The sequence below is a fragment of the Streptococcus jiangnanensis genome (assembly GCF_040888325.1).
Taxonomy (GTDB): domain Bacteria; phylum Bacillota; class Bacilli; order Lactobacillales; family Streptococcaceae; genus Streptococcus; species Streptococcus jiangnanensis.
Genome location: NZ_JBFNFF010000005.1, coordinates 79,210 through 101,602, shown reverse-complemented (window position 1 = coordinate 101,602; position 22,393 = coordinate 79,210). Strand labels below are relative to the sequence as shown.

Below are 22,393 nucleotides of genomic sequence, written 5' to 3'. Positions count from 1 at the left end.
CATAGGCCAGATCCAAGTTTGGAATCTGGTCTTTTTGCACCCAAGATACCTCTCCTTCCTCTGAGGATTGGAGATTTCCAGTAAACTCTGTCGCTTTATAGCAAACGACGATGTAGCGCCCACCTGTATCTAAGGGCCAATTTTTAATGCCGACTAGTTGGGGATTCTGAATCGTTAAACCTGTTTCTTCATAAATCTCACGAATGACAGACTCGGCAAAGGCCTCGCCATTCTCAACATGTCCTCCTGGAAAGGCATATCCGGACCAGCGATTATTTTCAGGAGAGCGATATTGCATGACTACTCGCTTATTTTCTAGATCTTCGATTAGACAGATGTTGGTTAAAATGGTTGCTTGCGCACGGGACATAGATTTGCTCGCTTTCTAAGTTGTTATATGCCTTTTTCGAACTTGATATCAGATTTCATGATGAATGGATTAATCAACTCGTGATGTTCATAAGTAGTACGGGCCAAAAAACCTCTAACAATGGTGATTTCTTTATCTTGTATGTGATAGTCTATATTGATGGGAATGGCTGGATCCGACATAATTGACAAAGCAAAAAATGCTGCAAACCAAAGATAAAGTGCCACCAATCCACTAAATATTTGAAAAATAAGGTGGTACCATTGAAAATCTCTTATTCTATAAAAGATTCTCCAGGGATGGATTAAGCAGGTCAAACAAAGAATGAAAAACCAACTATTCCACAAAATTGGAGTAAAGGATAGACCAAAAACTAACAACACCAAATGAAGAACCATAAAAGTCAGCAAGACCAGATAGAGGTTTTTAAATGAAAATAACTTAACTAGATTTTCTTTTGTCATGATTTTTCCTCTTTTTGCCATTATATTTCAAAATCACTATCACTATCGCTGGAATAAAGAAAAAGATTAGATAAGTAGCAATTGGAAGCCAGATGTAGCGATAATCAACAGATAATAGGGAAGGAATTTTTTTAACATTTCTCCCTTTCACCCCAACAATTAAGTGGAGAAGAAAAATAGGTCCATTTATGTATAGAAAAGGTTCTAAAAATTCTTGTACTGAATCCTTATTGCTAAAACCATCTCTAAAAATACCTTGATAGAGTGTGTGCACCAAAAAGACAAAATTCATAATAATTGGCAAGACATAGGACATTTCCTGATATGGTTTTGGGATAAGTGACGTCCCGAACAACACATACATGATACCAAAAATAGAAAATAATATTATGCCACCATCCATAAAAGAAGCAAGCTTTGGATGCCTTCCCATCCACAATTGGACGTGAGCTATCAAAGAATCCTTTTTATGGATTTTTCTCATTTTTCTGTTCTTTTGTTTGATCTTCTTTGGTTTCTTAATCTTTCGTTCCATTTTCGCCTCCTTCTTCTCTTTTCTTTCTGTATAATCAAAAGCAGAATGCCCAGCCCCAAGAAAAAGAAAAAGAGATAACTTACAATAGGAACCCAGACATATGCTGGATCCATAGAAATTATAGGAGGGAAATTCGTTGACTTACGACGTCCTAGCCAATTCAGACCTACCAAGAGATGAAAGGGAAAAAGAAGACCATTGAACCCAATAAATCCCCATGAAAAGTAACGCCATTTCTGAAGTTTATCACTACTAAAACGAAAGACAAGGAAATAGGTTGATAAGATCAGAAGGATAAGATTGAAGCTTAAGGGGGAAAGATAGTTTATGTTCGGTAATAGGTAACTAATGTAAGAGGCGGCAAGAAATGATACAAACATAGATCCAAATAATACACTCGTATCCAAAAGTTGACCAATCCTTCTGTGCCTTTCCATCCAAAGAAAAATCCTTTTAGTCCAAGAAGGCTTTTCTTTTGTCTTGTACTTCATTTGTCTACTCATCTTCATTTTCATCTACTCCTTTTTTTGAACCTTTAGAGAGAAAGAAGATTGCCAAAGTTAACATCAAGACTAGAAGGTAGACGACAATAGGAAACCAGATATAGGATGACTCCAGTGAAAACAAAGGTGATAGAACAACTCTTCCTCTTTTTCTCACGCCAATCAGTTGAAAAATGAAGCTAAGGATATTGATATAAATAAAGGGTTCACAAAATCTTTTAAGGGTCCTTTCTTTTTCAGTTTTCACTGACAAAAAGAGAGCATAGAACCTATTACCCAAGATAAAAAGATTCAATTGCAAGGGAAATAGGAGTTCTCTGTACCGAAAATCAGCTGGAAGGCTTTTGTTTTGTGATGTTGTAAATTCTATAACTAGGAACAATATGATATAAAAGAACATATCAAGCATAAATTTGACAAATCGATGCCCTTGTAACCAAAAACGAACAGAATCTAAGCCTGATGACTTCTTATACTTCGTCTCTTTCAAATTCATAATAACTTCCCTCTATTTATAATATAATCTAAAACATGATTGTTTGTTCATTGCGTAATCTGAAAACAAAATCGCAATTCTACCAGTATTTAACTCTCAGATTTTGAGGATTTCTTACGTACCATTCTAATTTCAGTGATAGGTTTTCCAAGGTCAAGTATTTTTTCTTGCCCATCAAAAGTAAAACCCATTTTTTGATAGAAATCAATGGCTCGCTTATTCTCTTTTAATACCCATAAAAATATTTCAGAGAACTGTTCAAGAGTCGTCAGAGCTTCCTTCATTAACTTCTGAGCAATACCTTCTCCATAATAGTCTTTTAAAACATATAAGGCAATGATCTCACCAGCTTGGATAGTCTCATCACGAAAGTTTCCATAACTGATAAAACCAACTACCTTCATGCCATCCATCGCGATCAATGTATTTTCTGGATATTTTTGACTAAAAAATCGACATCTTTCTAATGTCATCGTCTCCTGAAATTCTGCAGGTAAAAGGTCATCATAAGCCTCTCTCCACGTTTGCCAATGAACGAGAGACTTGCTTTCTATCTCTTCAGGAGTTACCATTTGTTTGATAGTTAGGTTCATTTATTTTTCTCCATTCTTCTCTCAGAATACCATATTTAATACTATCAAAATATTTGCCTTGGTAATAACGAACTTTTGGAATATGAGCTTCTTTTTTCATTCTTAATTTTTCAGCAAGTTTTACCATACCAAGATTTCCTGACCAAGTTGTCAAACCAAGATGCTCCAACACCAAGTAATCCTTAAATGTCCGATCTATCCATTGTAGCATAGCAGCTTTTCCAATGCCAGAGTTCCAAAATTTGTTATCATAAATACAAATCCCCAATTCCATCCATCTTGTTTGTTTACATACCCAGTAGCGCGAAACAGTCCCAACTAATTTATCATCAACAAAAATACCAAGGCGATTTGAGTTGTTTAGAGTAGATTCTGATTTTTGTAGTTTAAATTCTTGAAAATTAGGAAAATGCTGATAATCGTCATAATAGGGAGCATCATACTGTTTCCAAATTGGATTAGATTGTGAATAAGCAATTTCCCACAAAGACACCAAATCTTCTTCAATTAGTTTTCTTAAATAAACCATACTTTTTCCTAATCCAACGCCTTGACTTCCTCAGCAACTTTTTGCAGATATTTTTGTCTTATAGAATTTGTATTCACCTCACGCCCTAACTCACCCAAAATTGAAACTTTCTTTGTTTTAATACCGCAGTGATTTAGGACAGCATTCTTTAATACTGATATTCCATAACTGTCTGGGATATTGATAGGACCTGAAAATACTTTGTACCACCATGTTGGTGCCATTGATGTTGCGTAAATACTGGCTGTTTTTCCTTTTAGTAACTTTTTAAACTGCTGACCTCTTAAGTAGTTCCAAATAAAACTTCCTTTATTATTGGCAGAGTAAGCAATTCCTGGCGTGAAAACACGATCGATCCAACCCTTCAATAAACTAGGCATACTACTCCACCAAATTGGATAAACAAAAATGAAATGATCTGCCCACTGGATTAATTCCTGAGAGCGAAGTATGAAAGAGTCCTCTTCCATCCGTTTTCGATAACCATAACGTAATACGGGATCAAAATCTATCTCATTTAGATTAATAGATTCAAGCTCATGATGATTTGAGTCAATATTTTCTACAATCGTTCGAAAAATTTCTTGACAGAAACTTCCCTTGTCAGGATGTCCATTGATGACTAAAATTTTCATTCATTTTCTCCTATCTAACCCAACGCCTTGACTTCCAGCATCATATCTCGGATCTGAGCTGCTAGTTCAAAGTCAAGCACTTCGACGGCTTCCTGCATTTGTTTTTCTAGTTTCTTAACAAGTTCTTTACGTTCCTGTTTATTAAGGCTATTAATATCGACTTCCTTGTCCTCTTCCTTGGCAACTGCCTTAGTCACGGCGATTAGATCACGGATAAGTTCAGTAAACCTTAAGTTCTCAGTGAAGTGTATATTTTAATGCGTCTTGCTCCTATTTTAATAAGACAATAAAGTTTTAAGTCTGTTTAAGATTTTTAACACTCTTTATTAAAGTAAGAATATACGCCATTAATTTATTTCTAAAATACTCAATCATAGCGCCAGAAAAGAACAGGGCCAGTGTCATAACTAGAATCATAATGACAAAAATGGGAAATTCTTGTTCTTCAACTAAAGTATGGATGGTTGGTATAATTCTTCTAAAAATAAGAGGATGTACATGAAACAGATAACCCCCCAAAGTTAGTGGAGATATTAAAAGAACTAGTCTCTTAAAAGTTAAGGGAATATCTTTAATATTCAAGAAGAGTAAAAATATTGCTATTCCTTGCAGTGTGACCGTAGGAGAAATATAACTTCTCCACTGTTCAAAACCAAACCAGCACAATATAAAAGTTAAACTAGTTAGAAATAAAATGAATCCACTAACATTACGTATTTGAAAACGACTTTCATAATTTGATTTTCTAATTATTGCTCCTATAGTGTACAAAAGAATCATCCATAATACACTATATCCACCCCACAAGCCCAGAATATCTTGTTTAAATACTGTAGGTATGACAGAAAAGTATATAAATGCTCCACTAACAATTGGAAGCAATTGTTCTTTTTTCAATGTCAACACTGCTTGATTCAAAAATGGTGCTATTAAGACTAAACCAAAATAGCAACTCATATACCAATACTGTCCATGACTTATTGGAGTTAAAGCTGAAAACCAATCACTTAAGTTAACAGATGATTTTGAAAAAATAGCAAATACAAAAGTAATTGAAATAGTATAGAAAATAATCTGTATCCAAAAACTAAACATTTTTTTATAACTAAATTGTGAATAAAGACCGACATACCCACTGATTAAAATATAAATATTTACAGCTGAATATGAGAAAGCTTCTAAAAAATTGGCAAAAATATAGTAAAAATCTTTTTGACTATCAACTTTCTCCAAAATTCCTCCCATACCCAAAACATGTAAGTTGCAAATCATCAACATAGCTAGAATTCTACAACATTCAATGCCTATGTGTTTAGTTTTTTTTGCTGTCATATTATGTCTCTCTATATATTTCTATTTCTTTATAATTTTTTCAGTTTAACGCCTTCACTTCCAACATCATGTCACGTATCTGAGCTGCCAGTTCAAAATCAAGCACTTCGACGGCTTCTTGCATTTGTTTTTTGAGTTTTTTGACGAGTTCCTTGCGTTCTTGTTTGTTGAGGCTATTGATATCGACTTCCTTGTCCTCTTCCTTGGCAACTGCCTTGGTCACGGCAATAAGATCACGGATTTCTTTCTTAATGGTTTGTGGTACAATACCATGTTCTTCATTATAGGCCATCTGGATTTTCCGACGGCGGGCCGTTTCATCGATGGCACGTTGCATAGACTGAGTCATCGTGTCCGCATACATGATGACATGTCCTTCGCTATTACGGGCAGCACGTCCAATGGTCTGGATGAGGCCACGTTCGTTACGAAGGAAACCTTCCTTGTCAGCATCTAGAATAGCAACCAAACTTACTTCAGGTACGTCAATCCCTTCACGGAGCAAATTGATTCCGACCAAGACATCAAAAACACCCAAGCGTAGGTCGCGGATAATCTCTGTCCGTTCCAAGGTCTTGATATCCGAGTGCATATACTTGACCTTGATGCCCATTTCTTTGAAGTAGTCAGTCAAGTCTTCTGCCATCTTCTTGGTCAAGGTTGTGATAAAGGTACGTTCATTCTTTTCAACACGGGCATTGATTTCACCTAGGAGGTCATCAATCTGTCCCATAGTTGGACGGACTTCCACTTCAGGGTCCAAAAGACCTGTCGGACGAATAATTTGCTCAATCACTGTCTCGGTCTGTTCATTTTCATAGTCGCCTGGTGTCGCTGAAACGTAAACAATCTGATGCACATGACTCTCAAACTCTTCCCGACGAAGAGGACGGTTGTCTAGGGCAGAAGGTAAACGGAAACCATAATTAACTAGCATTTCCTTACGCGAACGGTCTCCATTATACATGCCCTTGATTTGCCCCATGGTCATGTGACTTTCATCAATCATGATCAAGAAATCATCTGGGAAAAAGTCGAGAAGCGTATAAGGAGGCTCTCCTTCACTACGACCATCCATGTGGCGTGAGTAGTTCTCAACCCCATTTGTATAACCCATCTCACGTAGCATTTCGATATCATACTCTGTCCGTTGTTTCAAGCGTTGTGCTTCTAGCAGTTTGCCTTCCTTCTCAAAGACAGCTAACTGCTCCTCCAACTCTGCCTGAATCTTGGCAATGGCAACTTCCATGTGGTCGTCATTGGTCACAAAGTGAGTGGCAGGGAAGATCGCCAAATGATCCACTTCTCCCAATACCTGACCTGTCAAAGCCTCAACCTCACGGATACGGTCAATCTCATCTCCGAAAAACTCTACTCGAAAAGCGTGTTCATCACGAGAAGCTGGGAAAATCTCCACCACATCCCCGCGAACGCGAAATCTTCCCCGTTGGAAATCAATATCATTGCGTTCAAACTGAATATCCACCAAGTCATTCAAGAGTTTGTCACGAGAAATCTCCAGACCTGGACGGAGACTAACGACACTATCAGCATATTCCTTTGGCGAACCCAAACCATAGATACAAGAGACAGAAGCCACGACGATGACATCATTGCGCTCCAGAAGGGCTGAAGTCGCTGAGTGACGGAGCTTGTCAATCTCATCATTGACTGAGCTATCCTTCTCAATATAGGTATCACTCGAAGGAACATAGGCCTCGGGTTGGTAATAATCATAGTAGGATACGAAGTACTCAACAGCATTTTCAGGGAAAAATTCCTTAAACTCCCCATAGAGCTGACCAGCTAGGGTTTTGTTATGGGCAATGACCAAAGTTGGTTTATTGACTTTGGAAATGACCTGACTCATGGTATAGGTCTTCCCTGTACCCGTCGCCCCCATCAGAATCTGAGCCTTTTCTCCACCCTCGATATTGTCAACCAACTGCTCAATCGCTTGGGGTTGATCTCCTGAAGGTTCATATTTTGATACTAGTTTAAATTTATTATCTGTAATTCTATTAATCATGATTGCCTCATCTGCATTTTTCTATCCTTCTATTTTACCATAAATTTACTTTTCAGACTCTTCTCTAGGTTGATGAGAGCAAGGATTCTATGTCACATTTTCTTACATAAAATCCATAAAATTTGCCTTTTCATTCATTTTCTGATATAATGGGAAAATATTCGGAAAAGGAGACTAAAAATGAAGAAAAAAATACTAGCATGTTTGCTCATTTTATTTCCCATTTTCTCACTAGGTATGGCAAAAGCTGATACTGTTAAGATTGTGTCTGATACAGCTTACGCACCTTTTGAGTTTAAAGATTCAGATCAAACCTATAAAGGGATTGATGTTGATATTATCAATAAAGTCGCAGAAATCAAAGGATGGAACATCCAAATGTCTTATCCTGGCTTTGATGCAGCTGTAAATGCGGTGCAGTCAGGTCAAGCAGATGCTATTATGGCAGGTATGACAAAAACAAAAGAACGTGAAAATGTCTTTACCATGTCTGATACTTATTATGATACAAAAGTTGTCATTGCTACCACAAAGGCAAATAAAATCACCAAATATGAGGAACTTAGCGGCAAAACAGTTGGAGTTAAGAACGGAACTGCCGCTCAACGTTTCCTCGAAAGTATCAAAGATAAATACGGTTTCTCTATTAAAACCTTTGATACAGGTGATTTGATGAATAACAGTCTAAGTGCTGGTGCTGTAAATGCCATCATGGATGATAAACCTGTTATTGAGTATGCGATTAACCAAGGACAAGATCTCAGCATCAATATGGATGGTGAGGCTGTTGGAAGCTTTGCCTTTGGTGTCAAGAAAGGGAGCAAGTATGAACACTTGGTTACCGAGTTTAATGAAGCCCTAGCCCAAATGAAGAAGGATGGTAGCTTGGAGCAAATCATCCAAAAATGGACAGCTTCTACAACTACGGCAAGCCCAACGACAACTACTGCTGCTGGACAAAAAGCTACTCCAGTGAAAAGCAAGTACATTATTGCCAGCGACTCATCTTTTGCCCCATTCGTCTTTCAAAATTCAAGCAATCAATACACTGGTATTGATATGGACCTCATCAAGGCCATTGCCAAAGACCAAGGTTTTGAAATTGAAATTACCAACCCAGGATTTGACGCAGCAATCAGTGCTGTTCAAGCAGGACAAGCAGATGGTATCATTGCTGGTATGTCTGTAACAGATGCCCGTAAGGAAACCTTTGACTTCTCAGAATCATACTACACAGCAAATACGATTCTCGGTGTGAAAGAATCAAGCACAATTGCTTCTTATGAAGACCTCAAGGATAAAACTGTCGGTGTTAAAAACGGAACTGCCTCTCAAACCTTCCTTACTGAGAACCAAAGCAAATACGGCTATAAGATTAAAACCTTTGCAGATGGCGCATCAATGTATGACAGTCTAAATACTGGATCTATTGATGCCGTGATGGATGATGAGCCAGTTCTCAAATATTCTATCAGCCAAGGGCAAAAATTGAAAACTCCAATCGCTGGAACTCCAATCGGTGAAACAGCCTTTGCGGTTAAAAAAGGAACAAACCCTGAATTGATCCAGATGTTCAATAACGGACTTGCGAACCTCAAAGCTAACGGAGAATTCCAAAAGATTCTTGACAAGTATCTAGCCAGCGAAACTTCAACTGACTCTACAAGTACGGTTGACGAAACAACTATCTGGGGCTTGCTTCAAAATAACTACAAACAACTTCTTAGTGGACTTGGAATCACTCTTGCTCTAGCGCTTATTTCATTTGCAATTGCCATTGTCATCGGGATTATCTTTGGTATGTTTAGCGTTAGCCCATACAAATCTCTTCGTCTAATCTCTGAGATTTTCGTTGATGTTATTCGCGGTATCCCATTGATGATTCTTGCAGCCTTCATCTTCTGGGGTATTCCAAACTTCATCGAGTCGATCACAGGCCAACAAAGTCCAATCAATGACTTTGTAGCTGGTACTATCGCTCTCTCACTCAATGCGGCAGCTTATATCGCTGAAATTGTTCGTGGTGGGATCCAAGCCGTTCCAGTTGGTCAAATGGAAGCCAGCCGCAGTCTAGGTATCTCTTATGGAAAAACCATGCGTAAGATTATCTTGCCACAAGCGACTAAATTGATGTTGCCAAACTTTGTCAACCAATTCGTTATCGCTCTCAAAGATACAACCATCGTGTCTGCTATCGGTCTGGTGGAACTTTTCCAAACTGGTAAGATCATCATCGCCCGTAACTACCAAAGTTTCAAGATGTATGCAATCCTTGCTATCTTCTATCTTGTAATTATCACGCTTTTGACTAGACTAGCGAAACGCTTAGAAAAGAGGATTCGTTAATGGCAAAACTAAAAATTGATGTAAATGATTTGCATAAGTATTATGGAAAAAACGAAGTTTTAAAAGGAATTACAACTAAATTCTATGAAGGAGATGTTGTCTGCATCATCGGTCCTTCTGGTTCTGGTAAATCCACTTTCCTCCGTAGCCTTAACCTTCTCGAGGAGGTAACGAGTGGCCACATCACAGTGAATGGTTATGATTTGACTGAAAAATCAACCAATGTCGACCATGTTCGCGAAAACGTCGGAATGGTCTTCCAACACTTCAACCTCTTTCCTCACATGTCCGTCCTAGAAAATATCACTTTTGCACCTATTGAACACAAACGGATGACCAAAGAAGAAGCTGAAAAATTGGGGATGGAGTTGCTGGAGAAAGTCGGTCTTGCAGATAAAGCTAATGCCAACCCAGATAGCCTTTCAGGCGGTCAGAAACAGCGTGTAGCTATCGCTCGTGGACTTGCCATGAATCCTGATATCATGCTCTTTGATGAGCCAACTTCCGCTCTGGACCCTGAAATGGTTGGAGATGTACTGAATGTCATGAAGGAATTGGCGGAACAAGGTATGACCATGATTATCGTAACCCATGAGATGGGATTTGCTCGCCAGGTAGCCAACCGTGTTATCTTTACGGCTGATGGTGAATTCCTAGAAGATGGAACTCCAGATCAAATCTTTGACAACCCGCAACACCCTCGTCTAAAAGAGTTCTTGGACAAGGTCTTAAATGTATAAAACAAAACTGTAAGGTTCTCCTTACAGTTTTTAAATTGCGTATTGGATTTTTTGTTTTTTTTGAAAATTATGATAAAATAAAAACTATGAAAATGAGGAAATCTCATCCCTAGTCCAACTAGGAAAAAATATAGAAATTAGGTAGCTAGATGTCATCAAAGGTTATTGTTACAATTTTCGGTGCGAGTGGAGATTTAGCTAAACGCAAACTCTACCCTTCCCTTTTCAGACTCTATAAATCAGGCAATCTCTCTGAGCATTTTGCTGTTATCGGAACAGCTCGTAGACCTTGGAGTAAGGAATATTTTGAATCTGTAGTAGTCGAGTCCATCCTTGATTTGGCAGATAGTACCGAGCAAGCCCAAGAATTTGCTAGCCACTTCTACTATCAAAGCCATGATGTGAATGATACGGAACATTACATTGCTTTGCGTCAATTACAAGCTGAGCTAAATGAAAAATACCAAGCTGAACACAATAAGCTCTTCTTCTTGTCTATGGCACCTCAGTTCTTTGGAACCATTGCCAAGCACCTCAAATCTGAAAACATTGTTGATGGTAAAGGTTTTGAGCGCTTGATCGTTGAGAAACCATTTGGTACAGACTGCGAAACAGCTAGCAAACTCAATGAAGATCTCCTTGCAGCCTTTGATGAGGAGCAAATCTACCGTATCGACCATTACCTAGGTAAAGAGATGATTCAGAGTATCTTTGCTGTTCGTTTTGCCAACATGATCTTTGAGAATGTTTGGAATCGCGAACACATCGATAATGTTCAGATTACCTTTGCGGAACGATTGGGTGTAGAAGAACGTGGCGGCTACTACGATCAATCTGGTGCCCTTCGTGATATGGTGCAAAACCATACTCTCCAACTTCTCTCTCTTCTAGCCATGGACAAACCAGCTAGCTTTACAAAGGATGAGATTCGTGCTGAAAAGATAAAGGTCTTTAAAAACCTCTATCATCCAACTGAGGAAGAACTGAAAGAACAGTTTATCCGTGGTCAATATCGCTCTGGTAAAATCGATGGCATGAAATACATTTCCTATCGTAGCGAGCCAAATGTCGATCCTGAATCCACAACAGAAACTTTCGCATCTGGTGCCTTCTTTGTAGACAGCGATCGCTTCCGTGGTGTTCCTTTCTTCTTCCGTACAGGGAAACGTCTGACTGAAAAAGGGACTCATGTCAATATCGTCTTTAAGCAAATGGACTCTATCTTTGGAGAACCATTAGCGCCAAATATCTTGACCATCTATATTCAACCAACTGAAGGATTCTCTCTTAGCCTCAATGGTAAGCAAGTCGGTGAAGAATTTAACCTGGCTCCAAGCTCTCTGGATTACCGTACAGATGCTACTGCTACTGGAGCCTCACCAGATCCTTACGAGAAATTAATCTACGATGTCTTGAACAACAACTCAACCAATTTTAGCCACTGGGATGAGGTAAGTGCTTCTTGGAAATTGATTGACCGTATCGAAGAGCTCTGGGCTGAAAACGGTGCTCCACTTCATGACTATAAAGCTGGAAGCATGGGGCCACAAGCTAGCTTTGACTTACTTGAAAAGTATGGAGCTAAATGGACCTGGCAACCAGATATCGCCTATCGTGAAGATGGCCGTTTAGAATAGCAAAAATATCCTGCAAGATTGAATTGCAGGATATTTATTTTGTATTAAATCAAGCCTTCTAAGAGACCTTTCATAAAGTTTTCTGAGTTAAATTCCCCGATATCATCAATTTTTTCACCGAAACCGATCAATTTTACAGGGATATTGAGTTCTTCGCGGATAGCCAGAACAACACCACCCCGGGCAGTTCCGTCAATTTTAGTCAAAACAATTCCAGTCAATGGTGTTATCTTAGAAAATTCCTTAGCTTGTACCAAGGCGTTCTGTCCAGTTGACGCATCGAGTGCCAGGAAGGTTTCATGAGGTGCTTCTGGAACGACACGCTTGATAATACGGCCAATCTTTTCCAACTCGGCCATAAGGTTGTCCTTGTTTTGCAGACGACCTGCTGTATCAATCATGAGAATATCAATCCCTTCTGCTACAGCACGTTCCATCCCATCAAAGACCACGCTTGCTGGATCAGCCTTTTCAGGCCCCGTCACAACAGGAACATCCACACGACGGCCCCATTCAGCTAGCTGGGCCACTGCACCCGCACGGAAGGTATCTGCCGCAACCAGCATGACTTTCTTGCCAGCTTGTTTGTAGCGATGAGCCAATTTCCCGATAGAAGTTGTTTTCCCAACACCATTGACTCCAACAAAGAGCATAACTGTCAAACCATCTTGGAAATGGATTTGTTCATCGTAGTTGCCATCCTTCTCATAGAGTTCAACCAATTTCTCGATAATGACACGACGAAGTGCGTCAGGCTTCTTAGCATTTTCGAGTTTGGCTTCATAACGTAGTTCTTCTGTTAAGTTTGAAGCGACCTGCACACCGACGTCACTCATGATGAGCAGTTCTTCCAATTCCTCGAAGAATTCTTCATCGACAGAACGGAAGTTGGCAAAGAAAGCATTCAAACGAGCTCCGAATCCCGTACGGGTTTTCTTGAGACTGCGGTCATATTTTTCCTGTACGGTTTCTTCAACCTGAGGAAGTTCTTCTTCTACTACTTCAGTAGCTAACCCTTCTTCGAACTCTACAGTTTCTTGGTTCTCTTCTTCTAGAGCTTCTTCCGTCTCTTGGAATCGTTCCAGTTCATCAGATTCTAGCTCAAGCTCTTCCTGAGCAGTTTCTTCGACTGCTTCTGGTTCAATAACTTCTTCTGTCGAGATCTGAGGAATTTCTTCTTGAGCAAGTGTTTCTTCCACTTTGTCTCTTGTTGTCTCTTCCTGAGAAGTTTCTTCGACTACCGTTTGGTTTTCTTCAACCTCTTCTGACAAATCAAGATTTTCCAGAGCTTCTTTTACGATATCTTCGATTTTCGGCTCTTCTTTTTTTCCGAATAAACGGTCAAATAATCCCATATTCTAGTTCTCCTTTAGCACGTATTCTTCGATAGCCCAGGCAACGGCTTCCTCGTCGTTGGTCATAGGGGTAATCACATTGGCAACTTCCTTAACCGCTGGAACAGCATTTTGCATGGCAACTCCCAGACCTGCCCACTCAATCATGGAAAGGTCATTGGCCTCGTCCCCACAAGCCATGACTTGACTTTGGTCGATTCCCAAGTGTTTAATTAATTTCGCTAAACCTGTTGCCTTGTGAACGTTTTTCGGCGACCATTCCAATAAAAGTTCACGCGATTTGAAGATTTCATATTGGTCAAACAAGTCTGGAGAAATCTGTTGAATCGCTGCATCCAAAGGTTCTTGGGCAAAGGCAGTCACGCATTTATTATACGTCATCTGACTAGATAGATCTTCAAAAGCGACAGGTACGAAAGTCAGGGCTGGGTTAAACTTAGCATAGAGACTTTCTTGGTCAGACTGGATTTGATAGACGGTTCCTTCTGAAATAGCATCTAACGGAAGTCCGAGTTTTTCAGTTTCCTCGTACAAGCGTGCCACATCGTCGATTGAAAAGACTGTTTTATCGAGAATCTCTCCTGTATTTTTCTGTACCAGACCACCATTAAAGGTGATGGTGTACTCATCCTCCTGACCGTCAGTCCCTAGCTCATGGAGAAAGAAATCCATAGCCTTCAATGGACGACCTGTTGTCAGAACGACCTTGATGCCACGATCACGCGCAGCCTTGAGGACCGCCTTGGTACGATCTGTCAGCCTTTTATCTGTTGTCAGTAAGGTACCATCCAAATCAAGTGCAATCAATTTAATATCTGCCATTATAAGCCCTCCATATAAGCCATCACTGATTGGTTCTTATGGTGGCCAATCACTGCTTCTGCTAATTCTAAAATCTCTGGTCGCGCATTTTCAGGAGCGATTGGGTGTCCAACAACCTGCATCATGTGAAGGTCATTGAGATTATCGCCAAAAGCCATAACCTGATCCATGGTCAGACCCAGTTTTTTTGCCAGCTCAACAATAGCTATACCCTTATCAACGTAGTCCAAGACAATATCGATGGATTCAAAACCTGTGGTCATGGCTTTCACACCAGGAACATTTTCGTTGACCCAGGCCTCACCAACTTCTATCGTTTCTTCAGTAAAGTTCGTAGTGAATTTAAAAATCTCATCTGTGATATCTTCCAAACTCGCTACTTTTTGAATGTTTTCGTTGTAGTGACGGCTAAACATCAGATAGGTCTCATCCACTGTATCCAAAACATAACAAGCTTTTTTCCCAGTCAAGAGCATTTTTCTTTCATCAAAATAGGGCGATTTCTTTAAAGCTTCAAAAGTGCTCAAGTAAAAATCCCGAGACATAGTAGCCTCATACATATCCTCGCCATGAAACTCAACATAGCTCCCATTTTCAGCTATAAAAATCACTTCATCACGCACATCCGCAAACAACTTTTTCAGGGATAAGATACCGCGACCTGAAGCCACAGCAAAATAAATCCCTTTTTCCTTGTAGGAAACAAGTACGTTTTTGAGGCGTTTCATATCAAACCGACCCTCTCCATCTAGAAAGGTTCCATCCATATCGGTTGCTACAAGTTTAATCATAAAATCTTTCATTCTCCAATTGATAAATCTATCTTCTATTATACCATAGATAAGTTTAAAAAGGTCCAGTACAGTAGGATAGCACTACTTTTTCGGAGAAACTTCAAAGGGCCTAAAAATTAGAATCGTAGAACTTTTTTCAGATAGTTTAAAAAGTTTGTATTCCACTATTCTTTTCTCTATAATGGAGAGAAAGGAGATGACTATGACAGAAATGAAACATGAAATTGATGCAAACTTTGCAGGCCGACTCAATATCCTACGCGCAGGTGTTCTGGGAGCCAATGATGGGATTATTTCCATCGCTGGAGTCGTTATCGGTGTTGCCAGTGCGACAAGCAATATCTGGATTATCTTTCTATCAGGATTGGCCGCTATCCTCGCTGGTGCTTTTTCTATGGCAGGTGGCGAATATGTCTCTGTATCGACTCAGAAAGACACGGAAGAAGCCGCTGTCGCTAGAGAACAGTTGCTCTTGGATAAGGATATCGAATCTGCAAAACAATCCCTCTATGCTGCTTACCTTCAAAATGGTGAGTGTGAAACGTCCGCCCAACTCTTGACCAACAAGGCCTTTTTAAAAAATCCACTCAAAGCCTTGGTCGAGGAAAAATACGGTATCGAGTACGAAGAATTTACCAATCCTTGGCATGCTGCCATCTCTAGCTTTATCGCCTTTGTACTGGGAAGTCTTCCTCCTATGCTTTCGATCACTGTCTTTCCAAGTGATTATCGCATTCCTGCTACTGTTTTTATCGTTGCCCTTTCCCTTCTCGTCACTGGCTATACCAGTGCTAAACTAGGCAAGGCACCTACGAAAACTGCCATGATCCGTAACCTCTGTATCGGACTTCTCACCATGGGAGTGACTTACCTGCTTGGACAACTCTTCAGCATTTAAGATAAAGAAATACCTCGATGAATATCGAGGTATCTTTTTTTTACATTTGCACAATCTTGCGATAGCTTCTTGAGGTAATCATAAAGATTAAGACATAGACGATGAGGAAGATAGCACAGATGGATAAAGTGACAGTCAACATCATGGTCGCATCTAGCACCCCAATTACTTTTAGGATGAGGCTAAGCATATGATAGGCAAAGGCAAGGTGTAGGAAGGCAAAGAGCAATGGGAGGAAGAAAACAGTTAGGACCTGTTTATTGATGGTTTGCTTGATTTGCTTTTGATCGAGACCGACTTTTTGCAAAATGATAAAGCGTTCACGATCTTCATAGCCTTCAGAGATTTGTTTGTAGTAGATGACAAGAACCGTTCCCACCATAAAGATGATAGAGAGGAAGATACCGATGAAGAAAACTCCACCAAAGAGAGCACTCATCTGCGCACTACTATCAGCCAGATTGCTTCCGTAAACATAGCTTCCTTCTTTGTTTAGTTCTCTATTAAAGTTGTTAACGAATTTTGAATAGTCATCTGCAATTTTAAGCTGCTCTTCCTCACTAGCCGTTACATTCATACCACCATAGTATTGATTAAAGATGGAAGAATTAGGATGCTGGTCAAGAAAGGCTTTCAAGTCAGGAACAACCAAATAGTTATAATCCGAAGTTAGAATATTGTACTGATTTGGGACATGTTCAAGAATAAAATCTTTTTTGATTTCTTCTTTGATCGTGTAGGTCTGGTCATTCAGAGTCAGTTCTTTTTGATCTTGAAGTTGCTTGTTTTGAGCAAACAATCCAACTTCCTTACCTGAAAGTGCAAGTTTCTGTCCTGTCATATTCTCATAGTCTTTTTGGTCAAAGACCATAAAAATAGTTTTCGGTTGAACACGATTTTGACCTTTCTCAAAAATTGTCAATTTCGTACCTTCTTGATTTGCCACACCAAAGTTACTGTATGTAAGGACTTCTTTCTTTGTGACAGTCAATCCTTTTTCACTAGCATACTGGCTCAAGAGTTTTTCGATATCTTCTTTTTCAACATTCTGTCCTGTAATCCCAAAATCATGTGGATTCATGACCTTCTTGAAGTTTTCTGATGCCTTAAAGATACTTGTTGCAGCAGACATAGTCACTAAGACCATGGTTGAGAGAATAGCAATCGTCGCCAGACCAACCGCATTTTTCTTCATACGGAAAATGAGATTAGATACGGAAATCATGTTGTTGGGTTGGTAATAATAACGCTTGTTTTTCTTTAAGATTTGTAAGAAAACTGTAATCCCTGCATTGAAGAGAAGATAAGTTCCCAAAATTACTAACAAAACTGCTACGAAGAAAATCAGAACAGCAGAAAGTGGGTTTTCGACTGTTACTGCTAGATAGTAACCCGCTCCCAAACTAATCAGACCTAGAATGGTTTGGACACCTAAGAAACGTCCTTTTTTCTCACCACTGGCCTTCTCACGAGAGAGCTGAAGGGCATTCATGCGTGCAATACGAAAGGCATTGATAAAAATCAGACCTAGGAAGATAGCTCCAAAGACGATGAGAACTAGGATGAAGACAATTGGTTGGAAAGTCGAAACGAGCTCCACTTTCATTTTCATCAGCTTCAGAAGAAGGGCAAAGATTAGCTTATCAAAGAGAGCTCCTAGGCCGAGACCAGCTGTCAAGGTTAAGGAACCAAAAATAAGAAGCTCCTTAAAAACCATACTGATCAAATGGCGCTTTTCAAGCCCCAGCATACCATATACACCCAGCTCCTTGGAGCGGTTCTTCATGACAAAACTATTGGCATAAAGGACAATAATTCCAGAAGCGATGGTAACAACTACCATACCGAGGGCAAGCGTCATAGAGATAGTTTCTCCCCCTCGGATCTTGCCAATATTAGGGTTAAGTGATAGTGAGTAAAAGAGATAGGTGATGGTCACAGCTAAGAGAACTGCTAAAGCAAAGGGATAGTAGAGTTTGCGGTTTTTGATTAAGTTCGAAACCGCTAACTTATTGGTCAATCGAAACATACTAATTCACCTCACTTGCCATAACAGTCAAAGTATCAGAGATTTCTTGGAACATCTGACGCTCTGTCTTGTCTCCACGGTAGATTTGGTTGTAAAGAATGCCGTCCTTGATAAAGAGAACGCGCTTGGCCCTGCTGGCTGCTGCCGTTGAGTGAGTTACCATGAGAATGGTTTGACCGCGTTCATTGATTTCATCAAATACATCGAGTAAAGCTGCAGATGACTTGGAGTCAAGGGCTCCTGTTGGCTCATCCGCAAGGAGAATTTCAGGTTCGGTGATGATGGCGCGTGCTACTGCTACCCGCTGTTTTTGACCACCAGAAATCTCATAAGGGTACTTCTCTTGCAATTGGTTTATGCCCAAATTTTCAGCGGTTACTACCAATTTCTTCATCATCTCTGTGATAGGTTTTCGTGATAACACTAACGGAAGTAAGATATTGTCCTTAACAGACAAGGTATCTAGCAAGTTAAAGTCTTGGAAGACAAATCCCAACTTCTCACGACGGAAACTTGAAGCCTGGGAATTCTTAATAGTGGCTGTGTCTGTTCCGTTTAGGTAAACCTGGCCTCGAGTTGGTTTATCCAGCATAGCTAGAATGTTGAGCAGGGTTGATTTCCCAGAACCAGACTCTCCCATGATAGCCACGTAGTCACCCTTTTCTACGGTAAAGTGAATGTCTTTGAGGGCCTCTACTTGGTTACCTTGGAAACGTGTTTTGTAGATTTTTTGAACGTGTTTTACATCTAAAAGTGTCATGATTCTCTCCTTCTTAATATCCCATCAATTGAAACTGTGCTTGCATCATAGCGCATCCTAGTTGAACACGCTCGATATCTTTTTGACTTGGTTTTCTTGTTTTCTTTTGTAAAATTCTTTTCATGGTTTTACTCCTTTGTTCTTTATGAGTCTAGTTTATCGCAAAAAAAGAGGTCTTGCCATAACCTAACCTTACAAAAGAGACTTTAATCTTACATTTTTGTAAGATTGAAGAATATTTATGAAAATAGCTACTATAAAAAGCCATAGTATTGCTTGTTTTATCCTTAAAATAATAGTAAAATTAAATTATGAAAAGGCTTTCTTTAACGTCTTGTAAAAGAATTAGCTTTCTGATAATTATTTTTAAAAGTGCTAAACTATCATTCGTATCGCTGCTATAAGGAGGGAGGTTCAGCCCCTCTTTTTTAGAAAGAGGTTCCTATGAAACGTGTTTTTCTCTTTATCAGCAATCTTCTTTTAACTTTCTTTCTCATTGCCACTCTGTCCTTTTGGAAAGACTCTCTTCCACAAATCCTGTTCCCGGGTGCAGCAGTATTAAGTGGGCAAGCAGATTATTCTACCGTTAAAGAAGAATTAAATAGTCTTGCTAAAGAACATAATAGTCTTATCGCAAGAACCATTTGGGAAGTAGATAGTGATGGAAAATCACAAACTTACTACGAAGTTTTTGGAGATGGGAAACTCCCAGACTGGATGCCTCCAGCAAGTCAAGAAAGCATTCACAAGAGCGATCTTCTCAACAACTACAATATTATCAGCGGATCCCTAACTAGTCAAGAATTGGCCACTCATCTGAAAGAACTTGGACTAGAAAAAGCGAATGCATTTGAAAATGACAGAGTATCCTTTGTACTTGCCCTCTTTACCCAACCTAATCAGCTTACCAGTATGTTAATCTTTTTGCTGACTTTCTTAGCTTTGATTGTTATTGGCCAAATTCAATCTCTCTCTCAGTCAGGGATTCGATTGATTTCTGGAGAACGACTGAGCCATCTCTTCTTTCGTTCTCTCGCAAGAGACGGACTTGATATCCTTCTTTTTGGTCTACCTGCTTTGCTGATAGCAAGTGTCTTGCTCGTTTCCCTAGGATATCCTTATGAAGTTCAGACTTTTCTAGGAATACTTTTTATTCTTTACAATAGCCTACTTCTCTTACTTAGCCTCCTAATTGCCCTTCTTTTTACCATTTCTTTAAAAAAAGTCCATCTCCTCTCTATCATCAAAGGAAAATTACCAATCAAGTCAATTCTACGCATTCTCTACTTTGGTCAGGTACTTGCCATTCTACTGGTTATTGTAGGATTTGGACGAATGTCTACTTACTATCATATCCTTGAGAAAAATGAGGCTGGACAAGCTACTTGGGAACAACGCTCCAATGTTGTCAATCTTCAAACAGGGCGTTCCAGTCATATAAAAAATTCAGATGAACTACAAACAAATGCTAATAAATGGTTTGACTTTATTCAGCATGCCATAGATAAAGAAAATGCCTTCCTTGTTAAACACAATTTAGTTGAACAAGCTCTTAAACAAGCTACCTCAAATCATAATGAAACTGAAAATAACCCTTATGGTGTGGAAGGAAAAAATATTCTCTATGTAACACCTAACTACTTCAAAAAAGAAGGTATAAAGTTAACATCAGAAACCTTTCAAAAAATCAACACCCTCAAAGATGGACAGATCCTTGCCATACTCCCAGAAGAACTACAAAAAAATGAAAAAGATATAAAAGCAAACTTGCAACAAGAGTTAACCAACCGATTATACAGTAGCAAGTCTAATCAAACTGTCGAAATTAGTATAGCTTATACCAATAAAAATAATGATGTATTTCTCTATAATACCACCCATATCGCTTATGATCAATGGTTATCAAATCCCATCTTTCTTGTGCTTTCTCCTAAAGCACTTGGTAAGGCTTCCTCCATCTTCTGGTTTACAAATCTAGAATATCTCTATTTTACAGACCTCCACCAGACACAAGAACTTTTAAAACACTATCAACTTGATCAAATGGTCTCAGGGCTATCGTCTGCTAGGGAAACCTATCTCCAGTTAAATCAAAAAATTAAAATCGAAATTTTTAGTAACTTAGCGAGTGCTATGTTTGCTATTTTGACTTCAATTTTGCTGTTTACAAGTTTAAATCTGCTCTATTTTGAAGCCTTTCGCAAAACCATATTCTTGAAAAAAATAGCAGGCTATTATTTCTTTGAATTACACAGTAGATATATCACTTCTCAAATAGCAGCTCTCTTTCTCGGAAGTGGTCTAGCTTTCATTATTTCTAAGAATATCTGGATTACCCTAATCCTATTTTTCAGCTTTTCAAGTTTAGCCGTTCTTCTATTGAAAATCTGTGATAAGAAGGAAAGTAAAACCTATGCTAGCATCATCAAAGGAGGATAGTATGATTGAATTACAACATATTTGGAAACAATTTGGTTCTCGTATTATTTTTTCAGACTTGAATCTGAATTTTCAAAGTGGTATGGTATATGCTTTGATAGGAGACAGTGGTTGTGGAAAAACCACTTTGCTCAATATGCTTGCAAAACTAGAGACTTTCGACAAAGGAGAAATCATTTATAAAGGAAAGTCTTTGACTTCTCTAAAAAATGAGGAATTCTATCGTAACGAGCTAGGTTATCTCTTCCAGAACTTCGGACTATTAGAAAGTCAGACCATTCGAGAAAACCTTGAGCTGGGACTGATTGGCAAAAAACAGAACAAGAAACAAGAAAAAGAGAGACTTCTTCTTCAAGCACTACAAGCTGTCAGACTAGATTATCTAAGTCTCAACCAAAAAATCTATGAATTATCTGGTGGTGAAGCTCAACGCGTAGCGCTTGCTAAGATTATCCTGAAAAATCCTCCTTTAGTTTTAGCTGATGAGCCTACCGCCTCGCTAGATCCAAAAAATTCCAAGGAAATTATGGAAATTCTCCTTGAACTTCGTAATGCTCATAGAACAATTATCATCGCAACTCACAATCCTAGTATTTGGAAAATGGCTGATCAGGTAATTCATCTCTCTCAAGATGGAAAAGAATATACTTAAATATCAAAATCCCTTGTGGCTAAATAACCACAAGGGATTTTCAGTCATTTATGCTGCTTCTTTTAAGTAACATAGTGCAAATAATAAATTTTCCCTGTTAAATCTCACCAAAACCAGCCATCATTGTCTTCAATGGCTTGGGCTTCCTTACGTTTGCGTGGTCCTGTTCCGTACATTTCGGCTTCGATTTCTTCCTTAGTTGGCAGGATAGAGGCAAGGATGATGTAGATTATCACACCAATTCCAAAATTTGCTACGGTAAAAATGGCGAAGAGAAAGCGGACTAGGGTTACATCAAAATTCCACTTGTCTGATAGACCAGCTAAAACTCCCGATACCATACTATTTCGTTTCATTTTATAAAATTTGTTATTCATGATTGTTTCCTCTTTCGGTATTCTTACAAGTAGTATAGCATGAAACGGGGTCACAAAC

General features: G+C 39.1%; 21 protein-coding genes and 1 pseudogene. 6 read left to right on the top strand and 16 right to left on the bottom strand.

The genetic code is table 11. The features are described from left to right. From AB2B49_RS07710 to uvrB, 10 genes and pseudogenes are all read right to left on the bottom strand, one after another. Nucleotides 1-370, bottom strand: a 370-nt coding sequence (locus AB2B49_RS07710) for an 8-oxo-dGTP diphosphatase (protein ID WP_320692047.1), incomplete at its 3' end; no start/stop codon positions are given. Nucleotides 371-393: 23 nt separating this feature from the next. Further along, nucleotides 394-834, bottom strand: a complete 441-nt coding sequence (locus AB2B49_RS07705) for a hypothetical protein (protein WP_320692046.1) — start codon at nucleotides 832-834, stop codon at nucleotides 394-396. After that, complete coding sequence (locus AB2B49_RS07700; protein WP_076984572.1) at nucleotides 812-1,369, bottom strand: hypothetical protein; 558 nt, start codon at nucleotides 1,367-1,369, stop codon at nucleotides 812-814. Before AB2B49_RS07700 ends, AB2B49_RS07705 begins: the two co-directional genes overlap by 23 nt. 495 nt (nucleotides 1,370-1,864) lie before the next feature. Further along, a complete protein-coding gene (locus tag AB2B49_RS07695) occupies nucleotides 1,865-2,368 on the bottom strand; it encodes a hypothetical protein (RefSeq protein WP_061420916.1) in 504 nt (167 codons plus the stop codon). Nucleotides 2,369-2,457: 89 nt separating this feature from the next. Further along, nucleotides 2,458-2,961: a GNAT family N-acetyltransferase gene (locus AB2B49_RS07690; RefSeq protein WP_076984574.1), complete on the bottom strand. Its 504-nt coding sequence runs from the start codon at nucleotides 2,959-2,961 to the stop codon at nucleotides 2,458-2,460. Continuing rightward, nucleotides 2,927-3,490, bottom strand: a complete 564-nt coding sequence (locus AB2B49_RS07685; RefSeq protein ID WP_061420912.1) for a GNAT family N-acetyltransferase — start codon at nucleotides 3,488-3,490, stop codon at nucleotides 2,927-2,929. The genes AB2B49_RS07690 and AB2B49_RS07685 overlap by 35 nt, the downstream gene beginning before the upstream one ends. 8 nt (nucleotides 3,491-3,498) lie before the next feature. Beyond that, nucleotides 3,499-4,125 carry an NAD(P)H-dependent oxidoreductase gene (locus tag AB2B49_RS07680; protein ID WP_061420910.1) on the bottom strand — a complete coding sequence of 209 codons (627 nt, stop codon included), beginning with the start codon at nucleotides 4,123-4,125 and terminating at the stop codon, nucleotides 3,499-3,501. Nucleotides 4,126-4,139: 14 nt separating this feature from the next. Then, a pseudogene (locus AB2B49_RS07675) lies at nucleotides 4,140-4,340 on the bottom strand (UvrB/UvrC motif-containing protein); the annotation flags it as partial. A 79-nt stretch (nucleotides 4,341-4,419) separates the two neighbouring features. Next, nucleotides 4,420-5,457 (bottom strand): acyltransferase, encoded by a 1,038-nt coding sequence (locus AB2B49_RS07670; protein ID WP_076984575.1) that lies wholly within the window; start codon nucleotides 5,455-5,457, stop codon nucleotides 4,420-4,422. A gap of 40 nt (nucleotides 5,458-5,497) precedes the next feature. After that, nucleotides 5,498-7,486, bottom strand: a complete 1,989-nt coding sequence (uvrB, locus tag AB2B49_RS07665; RefSeq protein ID WP_320692045.1) for an excinuclease ABC subunit UvrB — start codon at nucleotides 7,484-7,486, stop codon at nucleotides 5,498-5,500. 180 nt (nucleotides 7,487-7,666) lie between these two features. Between uvrB and AB2B49_RS07660 the strand changes: the two genes are divergently transcribed. From AB2B49_RS07660 to zwf, 3 genes are all read left to right on the top strand, one after another. Next, the gene (locus AB2B49_RS07660; protein ID WP_000726964.1) at nucleotides 7,667-9,832 is read left to right on the top strand and encodes an ABC transporter substrate-binding protein/permease; all 2,166 of its coding nucleotides are present in this window, start codon (nucleotides 7,667-7,669) and stop codon (nucleotides 9,830-9,832) included. Continuing rightward, on the top strand, nucleotides 9,832-10,572 hold the full coding sequence (locus AB2B49_RS07655) for an amino acid ABC transporter ATP-binding protein (protein ID WP_001096337.1): 741 nt from the start codon (nucleotides 9,832-9,834) through the stop codon (nucleotides 10,570-10,572). Before AB2B49_RS07660 ends, AB2B49_RS07655 begins: the two co-directional genes overlap by 1 nt. A gap of 149 nt (nucleotides 10,573-10,721) precedes the next feature. Then, the gene (gene zwf, locus AB2B49_RS07650; RefSeq protein ID WP_125441038.1) at nucleotides 10,722-12,209 is read left to right on the top strand and encodes a glucose-6-phosphate dehydrogenase; all 1,488 of its coding nucleotides are present in this window, start codon (nucleotides 10,722-10,724) and stop codon (nucleotides 12,207-12,209) included. Between the two features lie 44 nt (nucleotides 12,210-12,253). On the opposite strand, the gene ftsY is transcribed toward zwf, so the two are convergent. The 3 genes from ftsY to AB2B49_RS07635 are packed head-to-tail and all read right to left on the bottom strand — an operon-like array spanning nucleotide 12,254 to nucleotide 15,177. Then, entirely contained in the window at nucleotides 12,254-13,564 is a 1,311-nt protein-coding gene (gene ftsY, locus AB2B49_RS07645; protein ID WP_125441039.1) for a signal recognition particle-docking protein FtsY, read from the bottom strand. A gap of 3 nt (nucleotides 13,565-13,567) precedes the next feature. Then, a complete protein-coding gene (locus AB2B49_RS07640) occupies nucleotides 13,568-14,386 on the bottom strand; it encodes a Cof-type HAD-IIB family hydrolase (protein WP_125388895.1) in 819 nt (272 codons plus the stop codon). Continuing rightward, the gene (locus AB2B49_RS07635) at nucleotides 14,386-15,177 is read right to left on the bottom strand and encodes an HAD family hydrolase (protein WP_320692044.1); all 792 of its coding nucleotides are present in this window, start codon (nucleotides 15,175-15,177) and stop codon (nucleotides 14,386-14,388) included. Before AB2B49_RS07635 ends, AB2B49_RS07640 begins: the two co-directional genes overlap by 1 nt. Nucleotides 15,178-15,382: 205 nt before the next feature. Between AB2B49_RS07635 and AB2B49_RS07630 the strand changes: the two genes are divergently transcribed. Further along, entirely contained in the window at nucleotides 15,383-16,078 is a 696-nt protein-coding gene (locus AB2B49_RS07630; RefSeq protein ID WP_049505873.1) for a VIT1/CCC1 transporter family protein, read from the top strand. A 40-nt stretch (nucleotides 16,079-16,118) separates the two neighbouring features. Here the strand turns inward: AB2B49_RS07630 and AB2B49_RS07625 are convergent, their stop codons facing one another. Together AB2B49_RS07625 and AB2B49_RS07620 are read right to left on the bottom strand one after the other, a co-directional pair. Continuing rightward, entirely contained in the window at nucleotides 16,119-18,107 is a 1,989-nt protein-coding gene (locus AB2B49_RS07625) for an ABC transporter permease (protein ID WP_049505874.1), read from the bottom strand. 1 nt (nucleotide 18,108) lies between these two features. After that, nucleotides 18,109-18,867, bottom strand: coding sequence for an ABC transporter ATP-binding protein (locus AB2B49_RS07620; protein WP_000173369.1), 759 nt, complete (start codon nucleotides 18,865-18,867; stop codon nucleotides 18,109-18,111). 444 nt (nucleotides 18,868-19,311) lie between these two features. On the opposite strand from AB2B49_RS07620, the gene AB2B49_RS07615 reads away from it, so the two are divergent. Both AB2B49_RS07615 and AB2B49_RS07610 read left to right on the top strand, forming a co-directional pair. After that, entirely contained in the window at nucleotides 19,312-21,306 is a 1,995-nt protein-coding gene (locus AB2B49_RS07615) for a DUF1430 domain-containing protein (RefSeq protein WP_320692043.1), read from the top strand. A gap of 1 nt (nucleotide 21,307) precedes the next feature. Then, nucleotides 21,308-21,958, top strand: coding sequence for an ABC transporter ATP-binding protein (locus AB2B49_RS07610; protein WP_320692042.1), 651 nt, complete (start codon nucleotides 21,308-21,310; stop codon nucleotides 21,956-21,958). Nucleotides 21,959-22,062: 104 nt separating this feature from the next. Here AB2B49_RS07610 and AB2B49_RS07605 read toward each other — a convergent pair whose 3' ends face one another. Then, nucleotides 22,063-22,335 carry a PspC domain-containing protein gene (locus tag AB2B49_RS07605; protein WP_320692041.1) on the bottom strand — a complete coding sequence of 91 codons (273 nt, stop codon included), beginning with the start codon at nucleotides 22,333-22,335 and terminating at the stop codon, nucleotides 22,063-22,065. Nucleotides 22,336-22,393: the final 58 nt, after the last annotated feature.

Bases quoted from the DNA above. Each gene is read 5' to 3' on its own strand.
- AB2B49_RS07705 (WP_320692046.1), bottom strand. From the start codon at position 834: ATGACAAAAGAAAATCTAGTTAAGTTATTTTCATTTAAAAACCTCTAT.
- AB2B49_RS07700 (WP_076984572.1), bottom strand. From the start codon at position 1,369: ATGGAACGAAAGATTAAGAAACCAAAGAAGATCAAACAAAAGAACAGA.
- AB2B49_RS07695 (WP_061420916.1), bottom strand. From the start codon at position 2,368: ATGAATTTGAAAGAGACGAAGTATAAGAAGTCATCAGGCTTAGATTCT.
- AB2B49_RS07690 (WP_076984574.1), bottom strand. From the start codon at position 2,961: ATGAACCTAACTATCAAACAAATGGTAACTCCTGAAGAGATAGAAAGC.
- AB2B49_RS07685 (WP_061420912.1), bottom strand. From the start codon at position 3,490: ATGGTTTATTTAAGAAAACTAATTGAAGAAGATTTGGTGTCTTTGTGG.
- AB2B49_RS07680 (WP_061420910.1), bottom strand. From the start codon at position 4,125: ATGAAAATTTTAGTCATCAATGGACATCCTGACAAGGGAAGTTTCTGT.
- AB2B49_RS07670 (WP_076984575.1), bottom strand. From the start codon at position 5,457: ATGACAGCAAAAAAAACTAAACACATAGGCATTGAATGTTGTAGAATT.
- uvrB (WP_320692045.1), bottom strand. From the start codon at position 7,486: ATGATTAATAGAATTACAGATAATAAATTTAAACTAGTATCAAAATAT.
- AB2B49_RS07660 (WP_000726964.1), top strand. From the start codon at position 7,667: ATGAAGAAAAAAATACTAGCATGTTTGCTCATTTTATTTCCCATTTTC.
- AB2B49_RS07655 (WP_001096337.1), top strand. From the start codon at position 9,832: ATGGCAAAACTAAAAATTGATGTAAATGATTTGCATAAGTATTATGGA.
- zwf (WP_125441038.1), top strand. From the start codon at position 10,722: ATGTCATCAAAGGTTATTGTTACAATTTTCGGTGCGAGTGGAGATTTA.
- ftsY (WP_125441039.1), bottom strand. From the start codon at position 13,564: ATGGGATTATTTGACCGTTTATTCGGAAAAAAAGAAGAGCCGAAAATC.
- AB2B49_RS07640 (WP_125388895.1), bottom strand. From the start codon at position 14,386: ATGGCAGATATTAAATTGATTGCACTTGATTTGGATGGTACCTTACTG.
- AB2B49_RS07635 (WP_320692044.1), bottom strand. From the start codon at position 15,177: ATGATTAAACTTGTAGCAACCGATATGGATGGAACCTTTCTAGATGGA.
- AB2B49_RS07630 (WP_049505873.1), top strand. From the start codon at position 15,383: ATGACAGAAATGAAACATGAAATTGATGCAAACTTTGCAGGCCGACTC.
- AB2B49_RS07625 (WP_049505874.1), bottom strand. From the start codon at position 18,107: ATGTTTCGATTGACCAATAAGTTAGCGGTTTCGAACTTAATCAAAAAC.
- AB2B49_RS07620 (WP_000173369.1), bottom strand. From the start codon at position 18,867: ATGACACTTTTAGATGTAAAACACGTTCAAAAAATCTACAAAACACGT.
- AB2B49_RS07615 (WP_320692043.1), top strand. From the start codon at position 19,312: ATGAAACGTGTTTTTCTCTTTATCAGCAATCTTCTTTTAACTTTCTTT.
- AB2B49_RS07610 (WP_320692042.1), top strand. From the start codon at position 21,308: ATGATTGAATTACAACATATTTGGAAACAATTTGGTTCTCGTATTATT.
- AB2B49_RS07605 (WP_320692041.1), bottom strand. From the start codon at position 22,335: ATGAATAACAAATTTTATAAAATGAAACGAAATAGTATGGTATCGGGA.